This is a genomic window from Saccharomonospora amisosensis (assembly GCF_011761185.1).
Lineage (GTDB): Bacteria > Actinomycetota > Actinomycetes > Mycobacteriales > Pseudonocardiaceae > Saccharomonospora_A > Saccharomonospora_A amisosensis.
In genome coordinates, this window is sequence record NZ_JAAOYM010000001.1 from 2,647,635 (window position 1) to 2,665,569 (window position 17,935).

A 17,935-nucleotide genomic window follows, 5' to 3' on the forward strand; every position below is an offset into this window, starting at 1 on the left:
TGCCCTCGCTCATGCCCTCGCTCACGCTGTTGCCTCCGCCTTTCGCGGCCCGGCGTCGAGCACGCTGCGCCGCAACAACGGGATTCCCGCTGCGATCAGCACCGCGGGCAACGCCGAGAACCCCAGCGTGATCGCGGTGAGTGCGCTGTCGGGTTGTGTCACCGTGCCCTCCGAACTCGATACGTAACCCCCAGCGGCCAGCACGAGGCCGAACATGCCGGGGCCCAGTGCCAGCCCGAGCGTTTCGGCCGCCGTCCATACCCCGGCGGTCACGCCCGCCCTGGTGGCACCGGTGCGTTCCTCCTCGGCCGTGATGAGGTCGGGCAGGATGGCCAGTGGGAAGACCTGGATTCCCGCGTAGCCGACCCCCGCCAGCGCGACGAAGCCGAACACCACGGCCAGCGGCAGCGTCCCGGCGAACACCAGTCCGACGAGCGCAGCCGCGAACAGGGCCGAGGCCACGCGGAACCCGGCGAGTTTGCCGCCGGAGCGGCCTATGCGGTCCCACACCGGCATCACCAGCAGCGCGGGCGCGACGAACCCGGCGAACAGCAGCGACTGCAGGTCGGCGTCACCGAGCACGAAGCGGGCCAGGTAGCTCACCCCGGCCAGCAGCGTGGCCACGCCGAGCGCCTGCACGAAGTAGACGGCGAGCAGCCAGCGAAACGACCGCCACGCCCGCATGGTGGCGAGCAGTGCCCGCCAGGTGGGGGTGGGTGCACGCAGCCTGCCGACGGGGGCGCGCCGGATACCGAAGTAGACACTGAGGGTTCCGGCGACGATGAGCACGGCGACGAACCCGCCCATCGCCCGGTAGCCGCCGACCCCACCGACGCCGCTGGCGATGGCGGGCGCGACCGCGCCCGACACCAGGATCGCCAGTGCGAGCACGGCGATGCGCCAGGTGGTCAGCCGGGTGCGTTCGTGATAGCCCTCGGTCAACTCGGCGGGTAGTGCGTTGAACGGCACCTGGAAGAACGCGAACGCGGTGGCGCAGAGGAAGAACGCCACCACCACATAGGCGGCGTCCGCGGCCACGCTGCCGAAGCCGGGATGGGCGAACAGTGCCGCGAACGCCACGGCCAGCGCGAGGCCGCCCGCGAGTACCGAACGGCGCCTGCTTCCCTTGCGTAGTAGGTCGGCGTCGGAGATGCGGCCCGCGATCGGGTTGAACAACACGTCCCATGCCTTGGGCAGCAGCACGATCGCCCCCGCCGCCGCGGCGGGGACCGCCATCGTGTCGGTCAGGTACGGCAACAGCAGCAGGCCAGGCACGGTGCCGAAGGCACCGGTGACGAACGATCCGAGCGAGTAGCCAAGCCGCGTTCGTGTGCCCAGCGTGGACGGCGTGGACATGGCCCTCCCCCAGTGATCGTTCGATTGGGGGAATAGTGGCACTATTGTCCCCCACGGCGGTAGCCACCCCGCCATCCTCACCGGATCAGGAAAGGACGTCGGCGACCTTGCGCAGCATGGCGGCGTCCCCGCGCAGCAGCAGGGTGGTGACCACGGACTCCTCCCAGGCCGCCAGCTCCTCGCGGATCTTGGCGGGTGGACCGATCAGCGAGGTGTCCTCGATCAGGCTGGTGGGGATCGCGGCGGCGGCCTCGGCCTTGTTGCCGCCCAGGTACAGCTCCTGGACCTTGTCCGCCACGTCCTCGTAGCCCATCCTGGCGAAGACGTCGTGGTGGAAGTTCATCGTCTTCGCACCCATGCCGCCGATGTAGAGCGCCAGTGCCGGGCGGATGAGGTCGGCGGCCTGCTCGACGTCGTCGTGCACGATCACCGGCACCGAGGCGGCGACCTCGAAGTCGGCGGGCTGCTCACCGCGGCGGGCGAACCCCTCCCGCAACGCACCGCGGTAGAAGTCGTCGCTCTTGGGAGAGAAGAACAGCGGCAGCCAGCCGTCACAGATCTCCGCCGACAGCGCGACGTTCTTCGGCCCCTCCGCCGCGAGGTAGATCGGGATGTGCCCGCGCAGCGGGTGCACGGTGGCCTTCAGCGGCTTGCCGAGCCCGGTGCCGTCCCGCAGCGGCAGTTGGTAGAAGCGGCCGTCGTGGGTGACGGGTTGCTCCCTGGCCACGACCTTGCGCACGATCTCGACGTACTCGCGGGTGCGCGCCAGCGGCTTGGGATAGGGCTGGCCGTACCAGCCCTCCACCACCTGCGGCCCCGACGCGCCGAGTCCGAGCACGAACCGGCCGCCACTGAGGTGGTCCAGCGTCATCGCCGCCATCGCGGTGGCCGTGGGGGTGCGTGCCGACATCTGCACGATGTTGGTGCCCAGCTTGATGCGCGAGGTCGCCGCTCCCCACCAGGCCAGCGGCGTCAGCGCGTCGGAGCCGTAGCCCTCGGCAGTCCACACCGAGTCGAAGCCCAGCTCCTCCGCTGTCCGGATGGCCTCGACCGCACCCTCCGGCGGGCCGGAGGACCAGTATCCGATGTGGTAGCCGAGTTTCACGCTTGCCTTCCCTTCACACGGCGGGTGAGTAATGCGTCGGCCAGTCCCGTTCGGGCACGGGAGGCAGGTTCCTGGCCGGGGTCTCGACCAGTGGTGCGTCTGCGGGGTCCTTGCCGAACGCGCGGCGCCAGCCCGCCCTGGCCCGGGGATGATAACGCCGCTCGAACGGCACCAGGGTGAACGCGGCGTTGATGGCGCGGCCGACGAGCCGGTGCAGCCGAGCATCGCGGCTCGACCAGCGGTAGCCGAGCAGGTCGCGCACCGGCTGGTCGTACATGCCGACGGTCAGCCACACGAACCCCTTCGCGACCGGCACGCGCAGCAGCTTCCACAGCGCCTCGGGCAGCTGCCGCAGCGCTGGTGGCTTGGCGATGCGGGAGATGTCGAGCACGTCGCGGGTGGCCTTGTTGTCCTCGAGCACCTCGGTGCACATGTGGTGCCAGTACCGCTGGAAGTCCTCCCACGTCTTCGGCACCGGACGCATGCTCATGCCGTACAACCGGTACCACTGGACGTGTTCGTCGAACAGCTTGCGCCGCTGCGCTTCGGTGAGCTCGCCCATGAAGTGCTCCGCGATGAGCAGTGTGCTCACGAAGAAGGTGGCGTGTGCCCAGTAGAAGGTGCCCGGGTTGAGCGCGTGGTAGCGACGGCCACGCGAGTCCACTCCCTTGATGGTGTCGTGGTACCCGCGCACCTGCACGGCCGTGCGTTGCGCGCGTGGCCCGTCGTAGATCACGCCACCGATCGGGTAGAGCGAGCGGTACAACCGCTGCCAGCGCTCGTCGAAGAACTTCGAGTGCTGCTCCACACCCGCACCGAGTTCGGGGTGCATGTTCTGCATGGATCCCGCCCACAGCGCGATAAGCAAGCCACGCCAGTCACCGAAGATGCGCCAGGTCAGCGAGTCGGGTCCGAGAGGTTCGGCGGTCGTCATGAGCTCAGGCTATGATTGACAACGACCGTAGTCAATTGTCTCGCTTAGGGTGGGCGCATGTCGGGAACCGAGAGAACCTGGGCAGGCACCACGCTGGCGGATCGCAAGGCGGCGCGGCGGCGACGGTTCCTCGACGTCGGCGTCCAGCTGCTCGGCACGGGCGACAGCGGTGCGGTGAGCGTGCGGGCCGCGTGCAGGCAGGCCAAACTCACCGAGCGCTACTTCTACGAGAATTTCGCCGACCGCGACGAGTTCATCCTCGCCGTCTACGACGACGTGGTCGGGCAAGCCCACCATGCGCTCGTGGCGGCGGTCACCTCGGCGGAACCGACACCGGCCACGCGCGCCGAGGCGGCCGTCACGGCATTCGTCACGCTGATCCTGGACGACCCGCGCAAGGGCCGGGTGCTGCTGCTCGCGCCACTGGCCGACCCGGCACTGAGCCGATACGGCAGCCAGCGGCTGCCGATGTTCGCCGAACTGGTGCGCGAGCAACTGTCCGACCGGGTCGACGAGCGTGACCGCGCCATGACCGCGACGGCACTGGTGGGTGGGCTCGCCAACCTGTTCATCGGCTACCTCGCGGGCACGCTCGACGTCAGCAGGCAGCGCCTCATCGCCCATTGCGTGCGCCTCGTGCTGGGCGCCAACGCGCTGCACTCCTGATCACTCACCCGCCCCGTCGCCGCGCTCTGCCAGCCGCAGCGCGATGTCGATGATCATGTCTTCCTGCCCGCCGACGTAGCGGCGCCTGCCCACCTCGTACAGGATCTCGTGCGCGGGCACCCCGTAGCGCTGCTCGGCGCGTTCGGCGTGCAGCAGGAAGCTGGAGTAGACCCCGGCGAAACCCTGCACGATCGACGAGCGGTCCATGACGGGAAGCCGGGTGATGTAGGGCTTGACGACGTTCTCGGCGGCCTCCATGAGCACGTCCTTGTCCACACCGGTCCGCACGCCGAGCCGCTCGAACGTCGCGGCCAGCACCTCGGTGGGCGAGTTGCCCGCCCCGGCGCCCAGCGCGGCCAGCGAGCCGTCGATCTGCCTGGCTCCCGCGCGGTAGGCCAGCACGGAGTTGGCGACACCGAAGCTGAGGTTCTGGTGCCCGTGGTAGCCGACCTGTGCGCTGTCGCCCACCTCCGCGACCAGAGCGGCCACCCGGTCGGAGGCGTCCTCCAGGATCAGCGCTCCCGCCGAGTCCACCACGTACACGCACTCACAGCCGGCGTCCACCATGATGCGGGCCTGCTTGGCCAGCTCCTCCGGGGTGGACATGTGCGCCAGCATCAGAAAGCCCACCGTCTCAAGCCCGAGCTTGCGCGCCTCTCCGAAGTGCTGGATGGACACGTCCGCCTCGGTGCAGTGGGTGGCGATGCGCACGGCTCCCGCGCCGAGGTCGGCGGCGGCCTTCATGTCGGTGACGGTGCCCAGCCCCGGCAGCAGCAGCACCGCGATCGTGGCGCTTCTGGCCTCCTCGACGGCGGCGGCGATCAGCACTCGCTCGTCCACTTTGGAGAAGCCGTAGTTGAAGGTGGACCCGCCGAGGCCGTCGCCGTGGGTCACCTCGATCAGTGAGACGCCCGCGGTGTCCAGCGCGCGCACGGTGTCGCGCACGTTCGCCTCGGTGAACTGATGCGCCATCGCGTGGCTGCCGTCGCGCAGCGTGGTGTCGACCAGCCGTACCCGCTCGCTCATGCTCGCACTCCCCTGCTGTCCACGATGCGCTCGGCGAGCAACTCGCCGACCTTGGCCGCCGCGGCGGTGATGATGTCCAGGTTGCCCGCGTAGGGCGGTAGGTAGTCGCCGTTGCCCTCGACCTCGAGGAACATCGCGACCCTCGCCATTCCGTTCCACTCCGGCCTCGGGTCGTCGAACTGCGGGTCGGCGGTGAGCCGGTAGCCGGGCACGTAGGTCTGCACGTCGGCGACCATGCGGTGTACCGATTCGGCGACGGCGTCACGGTCGGCGTCGGGGTCGATAGCGCAGAACACGGTGTCCCGCATGATCATCGGCGGTTCCATCGGGTTGATGATGATGATCGCCTTGCCCTTGTCGGCGCCACCGACGATCTCCAGACCACGCGCGGTGGTCTGGGTGAACTCGTCGATGTTGGCACGGGTACCGGGACCAGCCGAACGCGAGGACACCGAGGCGACGATCTCGGCGTAGGGCACCGGGGTGATCCTGCTGACCGCGTGCACCATCGGGATGGTGGCCTGGCCGCCGCAGGTGATCAGGTTGAGGTTGGGCGCGTCGAGCTGGTCGGGCAGGTTCACCACGGGGCAGGTGAACGGACCCACCGCCGCGGGCGTGAGGTCGATCGCCTGCATGCCCGCCTCGGCGTAGCGCGGCGCGCTGGCCAGGTGCGCTCTCGCCGACGTCGCCTCGAACACCAGGTCCGGTCGCACCTGCTGGGACAGCAGCCAGTCGACGCCCTCCGCCGAAGCCTCGACACCCAGCTCGCGGGCCCGGCGCAGCCCGTCGGAGTCGGGGTCGATGCCGACCATGTAGCGCACGTCGATCCGCTCGCTGCGACGCAGCTTGGCGAGCAGGTCGGTGCCGATGTTGCCGGGGCCGACGATGGCGGCCACCGCTGCCGATTCGCTCATGGTGCAAGACGCTGCTCCCCGAGGTACGGCATTATCAACGTATGTGTCCCGCTGACCGGAACGAAGCCGCATCGACGGCGGCCCGGCTGACCGCACTGCTCACCGCGTTCCGGCCCGGTGACGAGGCGCTCGGCGTATCGGAGTTGTCCCGCAGGACCGGTGTGTCGAAATCCAGCGTGCACCGCCTCACCACGCAACTGCTGGCGGGCGGGCTGCTCGAGCGCGAGGGCGGCGGTGTGCGGCTCGGGCTGAAGCTGTTCGAGATCGGGCAGCTCGCGACCCGGCAGCGTGGCCTCGTGGACGCTGCCCGCCCCTACCTGGCCGATCTGCGGGAGGCCACGCGCAACACCGTGCACCTGGCCGTACTGGAGGGCACCGAGGTGGTCTATCTCGACATCCTGCGGGGGCCCGACGCGCCGACGCTGCCCTCGCGGGTCGGTGGCCGGTTCCCGGCTCACGCCACGGCCGTTGGCAAGGCGATCCTCGCCCACTCCCCCGAGTCCGTTGTGGACAATGTGATCGCGGCTGGGCTGGCAAGGGTCAGCAGGCGCACGATCGCTGCTCCGGGGTTGCTTCGGCGCCAACTGGCCAGCGTTCGCGAGGACTGCCTCGCCTACGACCGCGAGGAGTCGGGCGTCGGCGTGGTGTGCGTCGCGAGCCCGCTGCTCGCCCCAGGCGGGGCGGCGGTGGCGGCGGTCTCCATCTCGGGCTGGACGAACCGGATGCGGCTGGACCGGGTGGCTCCGGCCGTGCGCACCGCCGCCCTCACCATCTCCCGCACGCTCCACTGACCGCGAGTCCCCCACTCCGGACCGCGAGTCCCCCACTCCGGACCGCGAGTTCCCCGCTCCGGCAGGTCGTACGGCGTGATGGCAGACCGGCACGTTCTCGGGCGAGACCGCAGAACTCGCGGGCGTGAACGCAGAACTCGCGGGCGTGGGCGGGGGACTCGCGGGTCAGGCCTCGCCGAGGAGGTGTTCGAAGGCCAGCTGCGACAGCGCCGCGTAACCGTAGCCTCGTCGGGCGGCGGCGTCGGGATCGAAGTCCTCGAAGGCCGCCCTGTCGGCGCGCAGGTCGGCGACGGTCTCCCCCTCGGCCAGCGTGGGCACCGAAAGCTGCGGCACCCGCGAGGCCTCCAGCGCCTCCCGCACCCTAGGGTCGGCCCGAAACGCCCTCGCCCGCTCCCGCAGCAACAGGTAGGAGCGCATGTTGGCGGCGGCACTCGCCCACACACCGTCGATGTCCTCGGTGCGGGGGGGCTTGAAGTCGAAATGTCTCGGACCCTCGTACCCGCCGTGTTCGAGCAGATCGACGAGGAAGAACGCCGAGAGCACGTCGCCATGACCGAAGATCAGGTCCTGGTCGTAGCGGGGACCGCGCTGACCGTTGAGGTCGATGTGGAACAGCTTGCCCTGCCACAGCGCCTGCCCGATGCCGTGCACGAAGTTCAGCCCGGCCATCTGCTCGTGTCCGACCTCGGGATTGAGACCGACCAGCTCGTGGTGCTCCAGCGTGGAGATGAACGCCAGCGCGTGCCCGACGGTGGGCAGGAAGATGTCACCGCGCGGCTCGTTCGGCTTCGGTTCCAGCGCCAGCCGCAGCTGGTAGCCCTGCTCGATCACATACCGCGCGAGGGTGTCGATACCCTCGCGGTAACGGTCCAGCGCTGCGCGCACGTCCTTGGCGGCGTCGGTCTCCGATCCCTCGCGCCCGCCCCACAACACGTAGGTGGTGGCGCCGAGTTCGGCGGCGAGGTCCATGTTGCGCATCACCTTGCGCAGCGCGAACCTGCGGATCTCGCGGTCGTTGCTGGTGAGTGCCCCGTCCTTGAAAACCGGGTGCGCGAACAGGTTCGTGGTAGCCATGGGCACCACGAGCCCGGTGGCATCCAACGCCGCACGGAACCGCTGGATGCGCCGCTGCCGCTCGGAATCCTCGCTGCCGAACGGCATCAGGTCGTCGTCGTGGAAGGTCACGCCCCACGCCCCCAGTTCGGCGAACCGGTTCACGGCTTCGACCGCGTCCAGCGGTGGGCGCGTGGCCTCGCCGAACGGGTCGATCGCGCGCCAGCCGACCGTCCACAGGCCGAAGCTGAACTTGTCTCCGGCAACCGGCTGTACGGCCACGGTGTCCTCCACGATCACGACGGGTGGGCGAATAGTTTGGCGACTGAACTTATCCGGACACGCGAAACCGGGTCAAGGATTCGTTCACTGGATGAACTATTACGATCGCCGGATGACCGAGACCGGGCCCGCGGGGCAACACACGGTGCGAAGGCACAACTGCGCACTTGTGCTCGACGCAGTCGCCCAGTCGCCGGGGATCTCCCGCGCCGGGATCGCGGCGCGTACCGGGCTGACGAAGGCCACCGTGTCGAGCCTGGTCGACCGGCTGCTCGCGGCCGCGCTACTGCACGACGAGGGTCCGCAACAACGCGCGGGCCCAGGGCGGCGCGGGACGTCGCTGTCGCTGTCCCCGCACGGCCCGCACGGCCTCGGCGTCGAGATCGCCGTCGACTACGTGGCCACCTGCCTTGTCGATCTCACCGGCGCCGTACACGACCTGCGGATCAGGCACGGCGACAACCGCGGTCAACCGGTGGACCTGGTACTGGACAAGGTGACGCGAGCGATCGCCGCCGCGCGGCGGCGGGCCACGCGGCGCGGCGTAGCAGTGGGCGGGATCGGCGTGGCCGTCCCCGGCCTCGTCGAATCCGACACCGGTCTGCTGCGGGTGGCGCCGAACCTGGACTGGCACGGGGTCGACCTGCCCGCGCGGTTGCGCCGCCGCACCGGTCCGCCAGGCCGCGACGTGATCGTCGGCAACGAGGCCAACCTCGCCGCGCTCGCCGAACTGTCGGCCATGGGCGAGGGCGGTCCCCGCGATTTCGTCCACGTCTCCGCCGAGATCGGCATCGGCGCGGGCATCGTCCTCGACGGCGAACTCCACGAGGGCTCCCGCGGCTTCGGCGGCGAACTCGGGCACTTCCCCGTCGACCCGCGGGGTCCGCGCTGCCGCTGCGGCGCCCGTGGCTGCCTGGAACGGCTGGCGGGTCAGGAAGCGATTCTCGGCAGTGCGAACGCAACCGACCTCGAGGAGTTGATCCAGCGATTGCGGGACGACGACCGGGCGGCCAAGGATGCGGTCGAGCGGGCCGCGACCGCACTGGGCGCGGCGTTGTCGGCCGCGGTCAACCTGCTCGACATTCCCGCCATCGTGCTCGGCGGCACCTACGCCCGCCTGCATACCTGGCTCGCCGAGCCACTGCTCACCGAACTGCGGACCCGCGTGGTGAGCGCACCGTGGTCACGAATCGAGGTGCTGCCGTCGTCGCTGGGCACCGAGGCCGCCGTTCGCGGCGCGGCCGCCTCGGTGGTGCGCACCATCGTCGCCGACCCGGAGGCCTTCATGTCCGGCTGATCCGCACTTCCAAGCGCGGCCGGCCGGTTCGCGGTGGCTCCCGGCTGCCTAGGGTGTGCCCATGTCACCGAGCGAGGAGTTGCGCGCGTTCTGGCGGGAGCGGCACCTGGCCACGCTGGCCACCCTGCGGCCCGACGGCTCCCCGCACGTGGTGCCGGTCGGCGTCACGGTGGACGAGGCCTTCCAGATCGCGAGAGTCATCTGCTCGGCGGGAAGCGTCAAGGCCCGCAACGTCCGCGCCGCGGGTTCGAAGGGCGCGCGCGTCGCCGTCACGCAGGTGGACCGGCGACGCTGGTCGACGCTGGAGGGCCGCGCCGTGGTCACCGACGACCCCGACGCGGTGCGCGACGCCGAGCGCCGCTACGCCGAGCGCTACCGCCTTCCCCGGATCAACCCGCACCGGGTCGTCCTCGAGATCACCATCGACCGGTTGCTCGGGATGCGCTGAGCGCGGCCGGACCCGAGCCGCTCAGCCGAACATGGCGCGCCACTGCTCCAGCGACCGTGGCCGGAACACGACGTTGTCACGCCGCACGCGCGACAGCGCCGCCGACGGCTGCGCCGAGTACATATGTCCCGGATACACCACCGGGTCGCCGTCGAGGTCGGCAAGCCAGCGCAGGCTGCGGTACATCGCGTCCGCATCGCCGCCGGGGAAGTCGGTGCGGCCGCAACCGTCCAGGAACAGCGTGTCTCCCGCCACAAGACTGCCGTCGAGCAGGAAGCACTGGCTTCCCGGTGTGTGACCCGGGGTGTGCAGCAGCCGGATGCCGATGGCGCCCACCTCGAGCAGGTCGTCGTGGTCGTGGCCAACCAGGTCGGTCCCGGACACACCTGTGACGCGCCGCACCCATTCCGTTTCCTCGCGGTTGACGTGCACCGGCACCTGGACCCGCGAGAGCAGTTCGGCGAGGCCGGGCAGCGAGAAACCCATCATCTCGCCGCCGACGTGGTCGGGGTGGTGGTGGGTGGCGAGCACACCCACCAGCCGCATGTCGTCGGCCGCCAGCACGCCGAGCAGGTCGTCCACGGCGTAGGCGGGGTCGACCAGTACCGCCTCCCGCGTCTCCCGGTCGCCGATCAGGTAGGCGAAGTTGCGCATCTGGGTGGCCACCGGGTCGCCGACGGCGAAGTCACGGCCGGACAGTAGTTGCCGGAAGTACAGGCGATCGGACATGGAGGCGATCGTAACCGCGGTGCCGGACAGGCCCGGCTGTAGAGTTCGGCGGAGTGCGGCAGAGTGCGGCAGGACCCGCGACCGGGAGGAAATCGATGAGCGCGACCGAACGTTGGCGCGCAGATCTGGAGGCGTGGCGCATCCCGGAGCAGGTGCTGGCGTCGGCCGAGGACTCGCCGTGGGTGCTGCCAAGACACGTGTTCACCCGCCGCGCGGACGTCCTCACGGCCGAACCGGAGGGCGCGTCCTTTCCCGCGGCGTGGGAGGCGCTCGACCCGCCCGGCACCGTGCTGGACGTGGGCGCGGCGGCGGGCGCCGCCAGTCTGCCGCTGGCCGCGCGCAGCACCTCCATCACGGCCGTGGACACCGACTCCGGGCTGCTCGGCGAGTTCGAGCGGCGGGCGACGGCACTCGGCGTGCCCGCCCGCGCGATCGAGGGCAGGTGGCCGGACGTGGCGGACCGGGCGGGCGTCGCCGACGTGGTGGTGTGCCACCACGTGATCTACAACGCCGCCGACATCGCGCCCTTCCTCCGCGCGCTGACCGAGTCCGCCCGCAGGCTCGTTGTGGTGGAGACGACACGGCGACACCCGCTGACCTCCCTCAACGACCTGTGGCTGCGCTTCCACGGCATCGTCCGGCCGCAGGGACCGACGGCCGAGGACGCCGTCGCCGTACTGCGCGAGCTCGGTATCGAGCCGAAAGTGGCGGCCTGGCGGCGGCAGCACTCCGCTTCTGAGCATCCCGACTTCGACACGCTCGTCGACGTCACCCGCCGCCGCCTGTGTCTGCCCCGCGAAAGGGCGCCCGAGGTGGCGAAGGCGCTGCGCGACGGCGGTGCCGACGGCACGCGCGATCTGGGCTCTTCCGGTGACGAGATCGTGACACTGGTGTGGAGACCGTAGCGCGCTGGGTATGCCGGGTGAGCGGAGCGGGGCAGCGGGCCCGCCACGGTAGGACAGGGAGGCGAATCGCGTGCGACGCGCCGTGGTCGGCACCACACTGGCAGCGCTCGCGCTGGCAGCCGCCGGCCAGGCGTGCGGCACCGACCCGCCGCCGGCCGCGCCGCCGGCCCCACCGCTGAGCGCTTCCGCACCAGGTACTTCCGCTCCGTCACCTCCCGCCGAGGGCGAGCAGCACCGGGTTCGGGTGACGGTGTCCGGCCCGCACGACACCGTGATGCGGGTGGCCCGCGGCGGCTACTACACGCGGGTGGATCTGCGAGGTGAGCCGTTCGACTTCACCTTCACCGAGTCCGAGGGCAGCGGCTACCGCGACATCTCGGTGTGGGCCGGCACCGAGCACCCCGAGCAGGGCGCGGTGCGGTGTGCGATCGAGGTGGACGGCAAGGTGGTGGCGCAGCGCGCCACCGACCGGCCCGACGGCGAAGGCAAGGCGAGCGTGGTCTGCGAGATCCCCGAACCCGCGTGAGCGCGCTGAATGCGGCACACTGCTGCCCGTGAACGAGACGGTTGTCGTCCTGGGTGGCCGCAGCGAGATCGGCACGGCCGTCGCCACCCGGCTGGCCAGGCAGGGGGCTTCGCGGTTCGTGCTGGCCGCAAGGCGCAGCGCTGACCTCGACGCCGAGGAGGCCGCGCTGCGCGAGGCGGGTGCGAGCACGGTCGACCGGGTGGAGTTCGACGCCGACGACCTCGATCAGCACGAAAGCGTGCTCACCGCGATCATGACCGAGCACGGCCCGGTGGACGTCGTGGTCACGGCGTTCGGTGTGCTGGGAGACCAGCGGCGCGCCGAGGCCGACGCCGCACATGCCGTGGCGATCGTGCACACCGACTACACCGCGCACGTCAGCGTGCTGACCCACCTGGCGAACCTGCTGCGGGCACAGGGCCACGGCACTGTCGTGGTGTTCTCCTCGGTCGCGGGCGTGCGCGTGCGCAGGGCGAACTACGTGTACGGCTCGGCGAAGGCTGGCCTGGACGGCTTCGCCTGCGGGCTGGCGGACGCGCTGCACGGCAGCGGCGTGCGGCTGCTGCTCGTGCGGCCCGGCTTCGTCATCGGGCGGATGACCGAGGGCATGACTCCCGCCCCGCTGTCGTCCACCCCCGCCCAGGTCGCCGACGCCACGGTGGCGGCACTGCGCAAGGGAAGGCACACGGTGTGGGTGCCCGCGCTGCTGCGTCCGGTGTTCGCGCTCATGCGCGCGCTGCCGCGCCCGATCTGGCGCCGCCTTCCTCGCTGAGCGCGGTGCGTAGTGCGGTCGTGATCGCCTCGCCCACGGCCGGGGTGCCGGGGGTATCGAGGGTGCCGCGGGTGTTGATTACGGCGGCGACATGCGCGTCCGGCCGGATCAGCCACACCTCCCCCGCCCTCGCGCCCAACGTCTCGGCGAGTACGCCGGTGTCGTCGAGTTCGCTCAGCGCGTGCACGCGCGCGGGTACGCGCAGCCCGCTCACGGCCGAGGCGACGGCCGCTCTGTCGGCCTCGGGCGCCAGCAGCAGCAGGAACCCCTCGCGGGCCAGCTCACGGAGCCTGGTGCGCCGCCCGTTCACCCGCACCGGGCCGTCGGGCACGAGCACGCCCGGTCCGGCCGCGGGCAGCCTGCCGCGCGGCGGCCTTCCCGCGAACGGCCGGGTGGGGTCGGCGGTGGTGAGCGGGGAGTCGATGTACCAGAACGGTTCGCTGAGCCGGCCGGAGTCCACCTCGGCATGTGCCGAGACGTCGGTGCGGGCGCGTCGCAGCACATCCACCCTGCGAGCGGTGTCGGCCTCGGTCCTCGGAACGAGAAAGCGCATCGTGGCGCTGGTGACCTGGAGATTCTCCAGTGCGGCAGCGTGCCGCTCGTCGTGGTATGTCTCCAGCAGCGACTCGCCGGCCCAGCCACGCAACACGAAGGCGAGCTTCCAGGCGGCGTTTTCCGCATCGGCCACGCCGGAGTTCAGCCCGCGCGCACCGAACGGCGCCACGAGGTGCGCGCAGTCACCGGCCAGTAGCACGCGGCCCACCCGCAACCGGTCGGCCACGCGCGCGTGGAACCGGTACACCGACTTCCACACGATCTCGTACTCCGCCTCGCCGATGATCTGCCTGATCCGCCGGTCGAGCCTGCCGTCGGCCTCCTCTGCCTCGAGGTCGTAGTCGCCGGGCACCTGCCAGTCGATACGGAACGTGGAGTCCGGGCAGGGATGGATCAGCACCTGCCTGCCACGGTTCCAGGAGGGGTCGAAGTAGAACCGGCGCTCGCTGCTCCAGCCCGGCAGCCGGGTGCGGATGTCGCAGATGAGGAACCTGTCGTCGAAGGAGTGGCCCTCGAAGGACACGCCGAGCAGTCGGCGGATGTCGTCGCCACGCGCACCCGCGCATGCCACCGCGTAGGAGGCGGTGATCGTGTCCCCGCCCGTCCCGCCGCACCGCAACCGGACCCCACTGTCGTCCTGGCTGATGTCGGTGACGTCGTGGTCCCATCTGACGTCGATGAGCGGTTCGGCGGCGATGCGCTCGTCGAGGATCTCCTCGGTGCGGGCCTGCGAGATGTTGACGAACGGGGGGAAGCAGGACCGGCCGTGGTCGGGCAGGTCGTAGGCGAACAGTTCGTCGTCGCGGTAGAACGTGCGCGCGGTCGTCCATGTCACGCCCTCCCGAGCCACGCGGCGACCCGCGCCGACCGTCTCCCAGATGTCGAGCACGTCCCGCTGCTGGCAGATCGCCTTGGACCCGACCGCGTCGCGGCCCGGCCGGCGATCGAGCAGCACGACGGGCACGCCCCAGCGGGCCAGCAGCAGTGCGGTGGTCTGGCCGACGGGACCGTTTCCGATCACGGCGACGGGACCGGTGGTGGTCGTGGTCATCGTCAGTCCTGCAGTTGGTCCCAGACCTCGCGGTCGCGTTCGGCCGTCCAGATCACCGGCCGTTCGACACCGCCGAGTTCGTCCCACAGCCTCGACACGTCGAACGGCAACGTGTGCTCGAAGATCGGCCAGTGGCCGTACCGGTCGTACAGCGCCGCGTGGGCGCGTTGGAAGGCCTCCTTCAGTGTCCCTCCACGCTGGTGGACCCCGCCCACCTCGTCGATCAGCACCCGGAGGAAGTGGCGGGTCTGCTCGATCGCCGCGTCGACCGCGTCCCTGCCTCGACTGACCGCGCCTCGCCCGCCGACGAGGGCCTCGGCACGCAGTTCCTTGATCCGGTCGAGCGTGCCCGACACCCAATCGCGGTGGAAGGCGTCGCCGGTGTAGAGCGCCGCCTGCGCCTCCACAAGGTCGCCCGCGAACAGGATGCGGTGCTTGGGCAGCCAGCCGACCAGGTCGCCCTCGGTGTGGCCGCGACCGCAGTACCGCAGCTGCAACTCGCCCCGGTCGCCGCCGAGGTCGATGGTCATCCGCTCGGAGAAGGTGACTGTGGGCCAGGTCAGTCCCGGCACGGAGTCGGCCTGCTTGGCCAGCCTCGGCATGCGGGCGAACTCGCTTTCCCAGTCCTGCATGCCGCGTTCGGCCACCAGCGCGCGGGTGTTTTCGTGCGCCACGATCGCCTGCGCGTCGAACGCCGACGCACCCAGCACCCGCACCGCGTGGTAGTGCGAGAGCACCAGGTAGCGCACCGGCTTGTCGGTGTGTTCGCGAAGCTTCGCCAGCCATTCCCTGGCTGCGACCGGTGTGGCCATCGCCTCGAAGCACACCAGGAAGTCCTCACCCTCGACGGCGCCGACGTTGGGGTCGCCCTCGGCCGTGAGCGCGTACACCCCGTCGGCGAGCACCTCCAGTGTCTGTTCCTTCTCCGCGAGGTCCGCCGAGGAGGCGAATGCCTTCCGGGACACGGGAGCACCTCCCTTTGATTAAAGGTTTGATCATATCGTGTGAGCAGGTTAACCCCGCTGAAGCCGAAAGGGAAGCGGCTAGCCTGAGCCCCATGACCGCCGAGCCGACCGGGCACGACCGACTCGACTACCTCTCGTTCGTCGACTTCGCGGTGGAACGCACTCGCGAGCGGCTGCCCGCCGTCGACCCCGATGCGATGCGGCTCGTGCTGACCCTGCACCGATTGACCAGCGCGCTGGTCTACGACCTCGAGTCGGCCGTGCACCGGCCACGGGGGCTGAGCTGGCCGGGCTTTCGGGTGCTGTTCGTGCTGTGGCTGGCGGGTCCGCTGGAGTCCAAGCGCGTGGCCGAGCTGTCCGGAATGAGCCGCGCTGCCGTGTCGGCGCTGGTCAACACCCTGCAACGGGGTGGGCTCGTCGAACGCGAGCAGGCCGAACACGACCGGCGTGTTGTCCTGCTGCGGCTCACCACCCAGGGCGAGGACACGATCAAGAACGACTATCTGGCCCACAACGAACGCGAGCGGTCGTGGGCGGCCGCGCTGAACCCGGCCGAACGCGACACGCTGGTGGCATTGCTGGAGAAGCTGATGGCCGGTTCCGCGGCGGCGGAGGCCAAGCGCCGCTTCTAGTGTCGCGGGTCAGGCCGGCACAGCGGTCGGTTCCATCTCACGGCCCTGAGCCGCACTCAGCTGTCCAGCCGGTTGAGCAGGTTCGCCGCGCGTTGTCTCGGGCTCTGCGGCAGGCTCGACAACGTCGGGTGCCCGACCCGCATGAGCAGTTGCGGGTAGCCCGCCAGTCCGAGCTTCTCGATGAAGCTCGCCCGTGCCTCGCTGAGGTGCAGCGGCTGGGTCTGCACCGCGGCGGCGAGCCCCATATCGACGGCCGCCAGCCAGGTGTGTTGCATGCCGATCCCGGTGCGCAGGTGATCGAGCCGGGTGTCCCCCGGCGTCAGGAACACCAGGACCGTCTCGCGTTCCAACCGCTGTGCCAGGGTGGCGCGATCCGGCAACGCCGTGTTGGGCCGGACCAGCCCGGCCCATGGCAGCGACGAGTTCGGCAGCGTGCCGTCGGCGATTCCCGTCGAGCGCGCGGGGCCGACACCGTCGTGGACGGTCCACAGCGTCAACTCGCGTTGGTAGCCGCTGTCGCGCGCGACGGTGAGCGCCGCGTACTCCAGCACCTCGGCGAGCGCGGTCAGGTCCTCGCCGCCCCGCAGCACCTTCACCTGCACGCCCTCGGAGGTCGACGCGGCGATGAGGTCCTTCACGTCGTAGTCGGACAGCTCGGTGTCGCCGAACGCGTACCGGTAGCTGCGCCTGCGTGCGATAGCGGAGTAGCGGTGCAGGTCGGTGTCGGTGGGAGGCACCGTCCGCGTCACGGTGAGCCTGGCCACCAGCTCCGGGCGCCCAGGATCGGGGAGCAGCGCGACATCGGGGCGCTGTGCCAGCACCCGCATCCCCAGGTCGAGGTTCGCGATCGCCGCGCCACACGAGATGGCCCGGTCCCTGCCAAGTGCGTCGTGAAAGGGCAGTTCGAGGTCCTTGCGCTCGAACACCAGCGCCTCGCCGTCGGGAAGCTCGAGCCACCACGGCTGGGTGTTGTGCACCGACGGCGCCCGCACCACAGCCCTGGCCAGGACATCTGTCTCACCCGCCGACCACTCGTGCTTCATTCTCATATCTCCAACGATCCCGGACCTGCCCCCCGGATTTCGCGATTCGGAAGTCCCAGCTGTCAGGGCCTTCCGGCCCTCACACAGGTATTCATGCCACAACCGGTGCCCGCTAGGGCCCAAGGTCCCTGGCTCACCGCGCCGCCGAGCGACGTGGTCACGTGCTCAGCCCGCTACCCGGGACTATGGTGTACGCCGTGACCATCAGTGTGTTCCTGGTAGACGACCACGAGATCGTTCGCCGCGGTCTGGCCGACCTGCTCGACGCCGAGGCCGATATGGAGATCGTCGGTGAGGCCGCCTCCGTCAGCGAGGCACTCACCCGCGTTCCCGGTTCGGGCGCCGACGTCGCCGTGCTCGACGTGCGCCTGCCCGATGGCAACGGTGTGGAACTGTGCCGGGAACTGCTGTCACGGCTGCCGGGGATGCGCTGCCTCATGCTTACCTCCTACGCCGACGACGAGGCGCTGTTCAACGCGATCATGGCGGGCGCGTCCGGCTTCGTGCTCAAGCAGGTGCTCGGTTCCGACCTCGTGTCCGCGGTGCGCACGGTGGGCTCCGGTGGCTCGCTGCTGGACAGCAGGACCACCGCCGCGCTGATGAACCGGATCCGGCGCGAGCGCGACGAGGCCGACCCGGTCGCGGGGCTGTCCGAGCAGGAGCGTGCGGTCTTCGACCTCATCGGCGAGGGCCTGACCAACCGCGAGATCGCCGAGCGGTTGTTCCTCGCGGAGAAGACCGTGAAGAACTACGTGTCGCGGCTGCTGGGCAAGCTGGGCATGCAGCGAAGGACACAGGCGGCCGTGCTGGCCACCGAGTTACGCAGGTCATCGGGTAGGAAGCCGCCGCAGGAGTGAGGCGTGCCGCGTGCCGCGAGCGCCCAGC

The 17,935-nt window shown here is 70.5% G+C and carries 19 protein-coding genes; 9 read left to right on the plus strand and 10 right to left on the minus strand.

All coding sequences use genetic code 11. The features are described from left to right. Positions 1–21: 21 nt before the first annotated feature. The 3 genes from FHU38_RS12955 to FHU38_RS12965 form a co-directional block, all read right to left on the minus strand. A complete protein-coding gene (locus tag FHU38_RS12955) occupies positions 22–1,356 on the minus strand; it encodes an MFS transporter (protein ID WP_167170759.1) in 1,335 nt (444 codons plus the stop codon). Positions 1,357–1,441: 85 nt separating this feature from the next. Beyond that, positions 1,442–2,461, minus strand: a complete 1,020-nt coding sequence (locus FHU38_RS12960) for an LLM class F420-dependent oxidoreductase (RefSeq protein WP_167170762.1) — start codon at positions 2,459–2,461, stop codon at positions 1,442–1,444. A gap of 13 nt (positions 2,462–2,474) precedes the next feature. Next, positions 2,475–3,395: an oxygenase MpaB family protein gene (locus FHU38_RS12965; protein WP_167170765.1), complete on the minus strand. Its 921-nt coding sequence runs from the start codon at positions 3,393–3,395 to the stop codon at positions 2,475–2,477. A gap of 57 nt (positions 3,396–3,452) precedes the next feature. On the opposite strand from FHU38_RS12965, the gene FHU38_RS12970 reads away from it, so the two are divergent. Beyond that, on the plus strand, positions 3,453–4,061 hold the full coding sequence (locus FHU38_RS12970) for a TetR/AcrR family transcriptional regulator (RefSeq protein WP_167170768.1): 609 nt from the start codon (positions 3,453–3,455) through the stop codon (positions 4,059–4,061). Here FHU38_RS12970 and dmpG read toward each other — a convergent pair whose 3' ends face one another. Both dmpG and FHU38_RS12980 read right to left on the minus strand, forming a co-directional pair. Further along, entirely contained in the window at positions 4,062–5,087 is a 1,026-nt protein-coding gene (dmpG, locus tag FHU38_RS12975; protein ID WP_167170771.1) for a 4-hydroxy-2-oxovalerate aldolase, read from the minus strand. It lies immediately after the preceding gene. Next, complete coding sequence (locus FHU38_RS12980; protein WP_167170774.1) at positions 5,084–6,001, minus strand: acetaldehyde dehydrogenase (acetylating); 918 nt, start codon at positions 5,999–6,001, stop codon at positions 5,084–5,086. The genes dmpG and FHU38_RS12980 overlap by 4 nt, the downstream gene beginning before the upstream one ends. 41 nt (positions 6,002–6,042) lie before the next feature. On the opposite strand from FHU38_RS12980, the gene FHU38_RS12985 reads away from it, so the two are divergent. Beyond that, positions 6,043–6,792: an IclR family transcriptional regulator gene (locus FHU38_RS12985; protein WP_167170777.1), complete on the plus strand. Its 750-nt coding sequence runs from the start codon at positions 6,043–6,045 to the stop codon at positions 6,790–6,792. A 165-nt stretch (positions 6,793–6,957) separates the two neighbouring features. Here the strand turns inward: FHU38_RS12985 and xylA are convergent, their stop codons facing one another. After that, positions 6,958–8,127, minus strand: coding sequence for a xylose isomerase (gene xylA, locus FHU38_RS12990; RefSeq protein ID WP_167170780.1), 1,170 nt, complete (start codon positions 8,125–8,127; stop codon positions 6,958–6,960). 112 nt (positions 8,128–8,239) lie between these two features. On the opposite strand from xylA, the gene FHU38_RS12995 reads away from it, so the two are divergent. Both FHU38_RS12995 and FHU38_RS13000 read left to right on the plus strand, forming a co-directional pair. Continuing rightward, entirely contained in the window at positions 8,240–9,424 is a 1,185-nt protein-coding gene (locus FHU38_RS12995; protein ID WP_167170783.1) for an ROK family transcriptional regulator, read from the plus strand. Positions 9,425–9,485: 61 nt separating this feature from the next. Continuing rightward, positions 9,486–9,872, plus strand: coding sequence for a PPOX class F420-dependent oxidoreductase (locus tag FHU38_RS13000; RefSeq protein ID WP_167170786.1), 387 nt, complete (start codon positions 9,486–9,488; stop codon positions 9,870–9,872). Positions 9,873–9,893: 21 nt separating this feature from the next. On the opposite strand, the gene FHU38_RS13005 is transcribed toward FHU38_RS13000, so the two are convergent. Beyond that, positions 9,894–10,601: an MBL fold metallo-hydrolase gene (locus FHU38_RS13005; protein ID WP_167170789.1), complete on the minus strand. Its 708-nt coding sequence runs from the start codon at positions 10,599–10,601 to the stop codon at positions 9,894–9,896. 95 nt (positions 10,602–10,696) lie between these two features. Between FHU38_RS13005 and FHU38_RS13010 the strand changes: the two genes are divergently transcribed. The 3 genes from FHU38_RS13010 to FHU38_RS13020 all read left to right on the plus strand — a co-directional run bounded on the left by FHU38_RS13010 (position 10,697) and on the right by FHU38_RS13020 (position 12,804). Continuing rightward, a complete protein-coding gene (locus FHU38_RS13010) occupies positions 10,697–11,506 on the plus strand; it encodes a class I SAM-dependent methyltransferase (protein WP_167170792.1) in 810 nt (269 codons plus the stop codon). Between the two features lie 70 nt (positions 11,507–11,576). Continuing rightward, positions 11,577–12,032 (plus strand): hypothetical protein, encoded by a 456-nt coding sequence (locus tag FHU38_RS13015; protein WP_167170794.1) that lies wholly within the window; start codon positions 11,577–11,579, stop codon positions 12,030–12,032. Between the two features lie 28 nt (positions 12,033–12,060). Continuing rightward, the gene (locus FHU38_RS13020) at positions 12,061–12,804 is read left to right on the plus strand and encodes a decaprenylphospho-beta-D-erythro-pentofuranosid-2-ulose 2-reductase (RefSeq protein WP_167170797.1); all 744 of its coding nucleotides are present in this window, start codon (positions 12,061–12,063) and stop codon (positions 12,802–12,804) included. On the opposite strand, the gene FHU38_RS13025 is transcribed toward FHU38_RS13020, so the two are convergent. After that, positions 12,758–14,410 (minus strand): FAD-dependent monooxygenase, encoded by a 1,653-nt coding sequence (locus tag FHU38_RS13025; protein ID WP_167170800.1) that lies wholly within the window; start codon positions 14,408–14,410, stop codon positions 12,758–12,760. The two genes, FHU38_RS13020 and FHU38_RS13025, sit on opposite strands and share 47 nt — an antisense overlap. A 2-nt stretch (positions 14,411–14,412) precedes the next feature. Further along, positions 14,413–15,375, minus strand: coding sequence for an MBL fold metallo-hydrolase (locus tag FHU38_RS13030; RefSeq protein ID WP_167170803.1), 963 nt, complete (start codon positions 15,373–15,375; stop codon positions 14,413–14,415). 92 nt (positions 15,376–15,467) lie between these two features. Here FHU38_RS13030 and FHU38_RS13035 point away from each other — a divergent pair, with 92 nt between their 5' ends. Further along, positions 15,468–16,007 (plus strand): MarR family winged helix-turn-helix transcriptional regulator, encoded by a 540-nt coding sequence (locus FHU38_RS13035; RefSeq protein ID WP_167170806.1) that lies wholly within the window; start codon positions 15,468–15,470, stop codon positions 16,005–16,007. A 56-nt stretch (positions 16,008–16,063) separates the two neighbouring features. Here the strand turns inward: FHU38_RS13035 and FHU38_RS13040 are convergent, their stop codons facing one another. Beyond that, on the minus strand, positions 16,064–17,050 hold the full coding sequence (locus FHU38_RS13040; protein WP_167176036.1) for an Acg family FMN-binding oxidoreductase: 987 nt from the start codon (positions 17,048–17,050) through the stop codon (positions 16,064–16,066). Between the two features lie 197 nt (positions 17,051–17,247). Between FHU38_RS13040 and FHU38_RS13045 the strand changes: the two genes are divergently transcribed. Beyond that, entirely contained in the window at positions 17,248–17,907 is a 660-nt protein-coding gene (locus tag FHU38_RS13045) for a response regulator transcription factor (RefSeq protein ID WP_313886758.1), read from the plus strand. The last annotated feature ends 28 nt before the right edge of the window (positions 17,908–17,935 follow it).

Bases quoted from the DNA above. Each gene is read 5' to 3' on its own strand.
- FHU38_RS12955 (WP_167170759.1), bottom strand. From the start codon at position 1,356: ATGTCCACGCCGTCCACGCTGGGCACACGAACGCGGCTTGGCTACTCG.
- FHU38_RS12965 (WP_167170765.1), bottom strand. From the start codon at position 3,395: ATGACGACCGCCGAACCTCTCGGACCCGACTCGCTGACCTGGCGCATC.
- FHU38_RS12970 (WP_167170768.1), top strand. From the start codon at position 3,453: ATGTCGGGAACCGAGAGAACCTGGGCAGGCACCACGCTGGCGGATCGC.
- dmpG (WP_167170771.1), bottom strand. From the start codon at position 5,087: ATGAGCGAGCGGGTACGGCTGGTCGACACCACGCTGCGCGACGGCAGC.
- FHU38_RS12980 (WP_167170774.1), bottom strand. From the start codon at position 6,001: ATGAGCGAATCGGCAGCGGTGGCCGCCATCGTCGGCCCCGGCAACATC.
- FHU38_RS12985 (WP_167170777.1), top strand. From the start codon at position 6,043: ATGTGTCCCGCTGACCGGAACGAAGCCGCATCGACGGCGGCCCGGCTG.
- FHU38_RS12995 (WP_167170783.1), top strand. From the start codon at position 8,240: ATGACCGAGACCGGGCCCGCGGGGCAACACACGGTGCGAAGGCACAAC.
- FHU38_RS13000 (WP_167170786.1), top strand. From the start codon at position 9,486: ATGTCACCGAGCGAGGAGTTGCGCGCGTTCTGGCGGGAGCGGCACCTG.
- FHU38_RS13005 (WP_167170789.1), bottom strand. From the start codon at position 10,601: ATGTCCGATCGCCTGTACTTCCGGCAACTACTGTCCGGCCGTGACTTC.
- FHU38_RS13010 (WP_167170792.1), top strand. From the start codon at position 10,697: ATGAGCGCGACCGAACGTTGGCGCGCAGATCTGGAGGCGTGGCGCATC.
- FHU38_RS13025 (WP_167170800.1), bottom strand. From the start codon at position 14,410: ATGACCACGACCACCACCGGTCCCGTCGCCGTGATCGGAAACGGTCCC.
- FHU38_RS13035 (WP_167170806.1), top strand. From the start codon at position 15,468: ATGACCGCCGAGCCGACCGGGCACGACCGACTCGACTACCTCTCGTTC.
- FHU38_RS13040 (WP_167176036.1), bottom strand. From the start codon at position 17,050: ATGAAGCACGAGTGGTCGGCGGGTGAGACAGATGTCCTGGCCAGGGCT.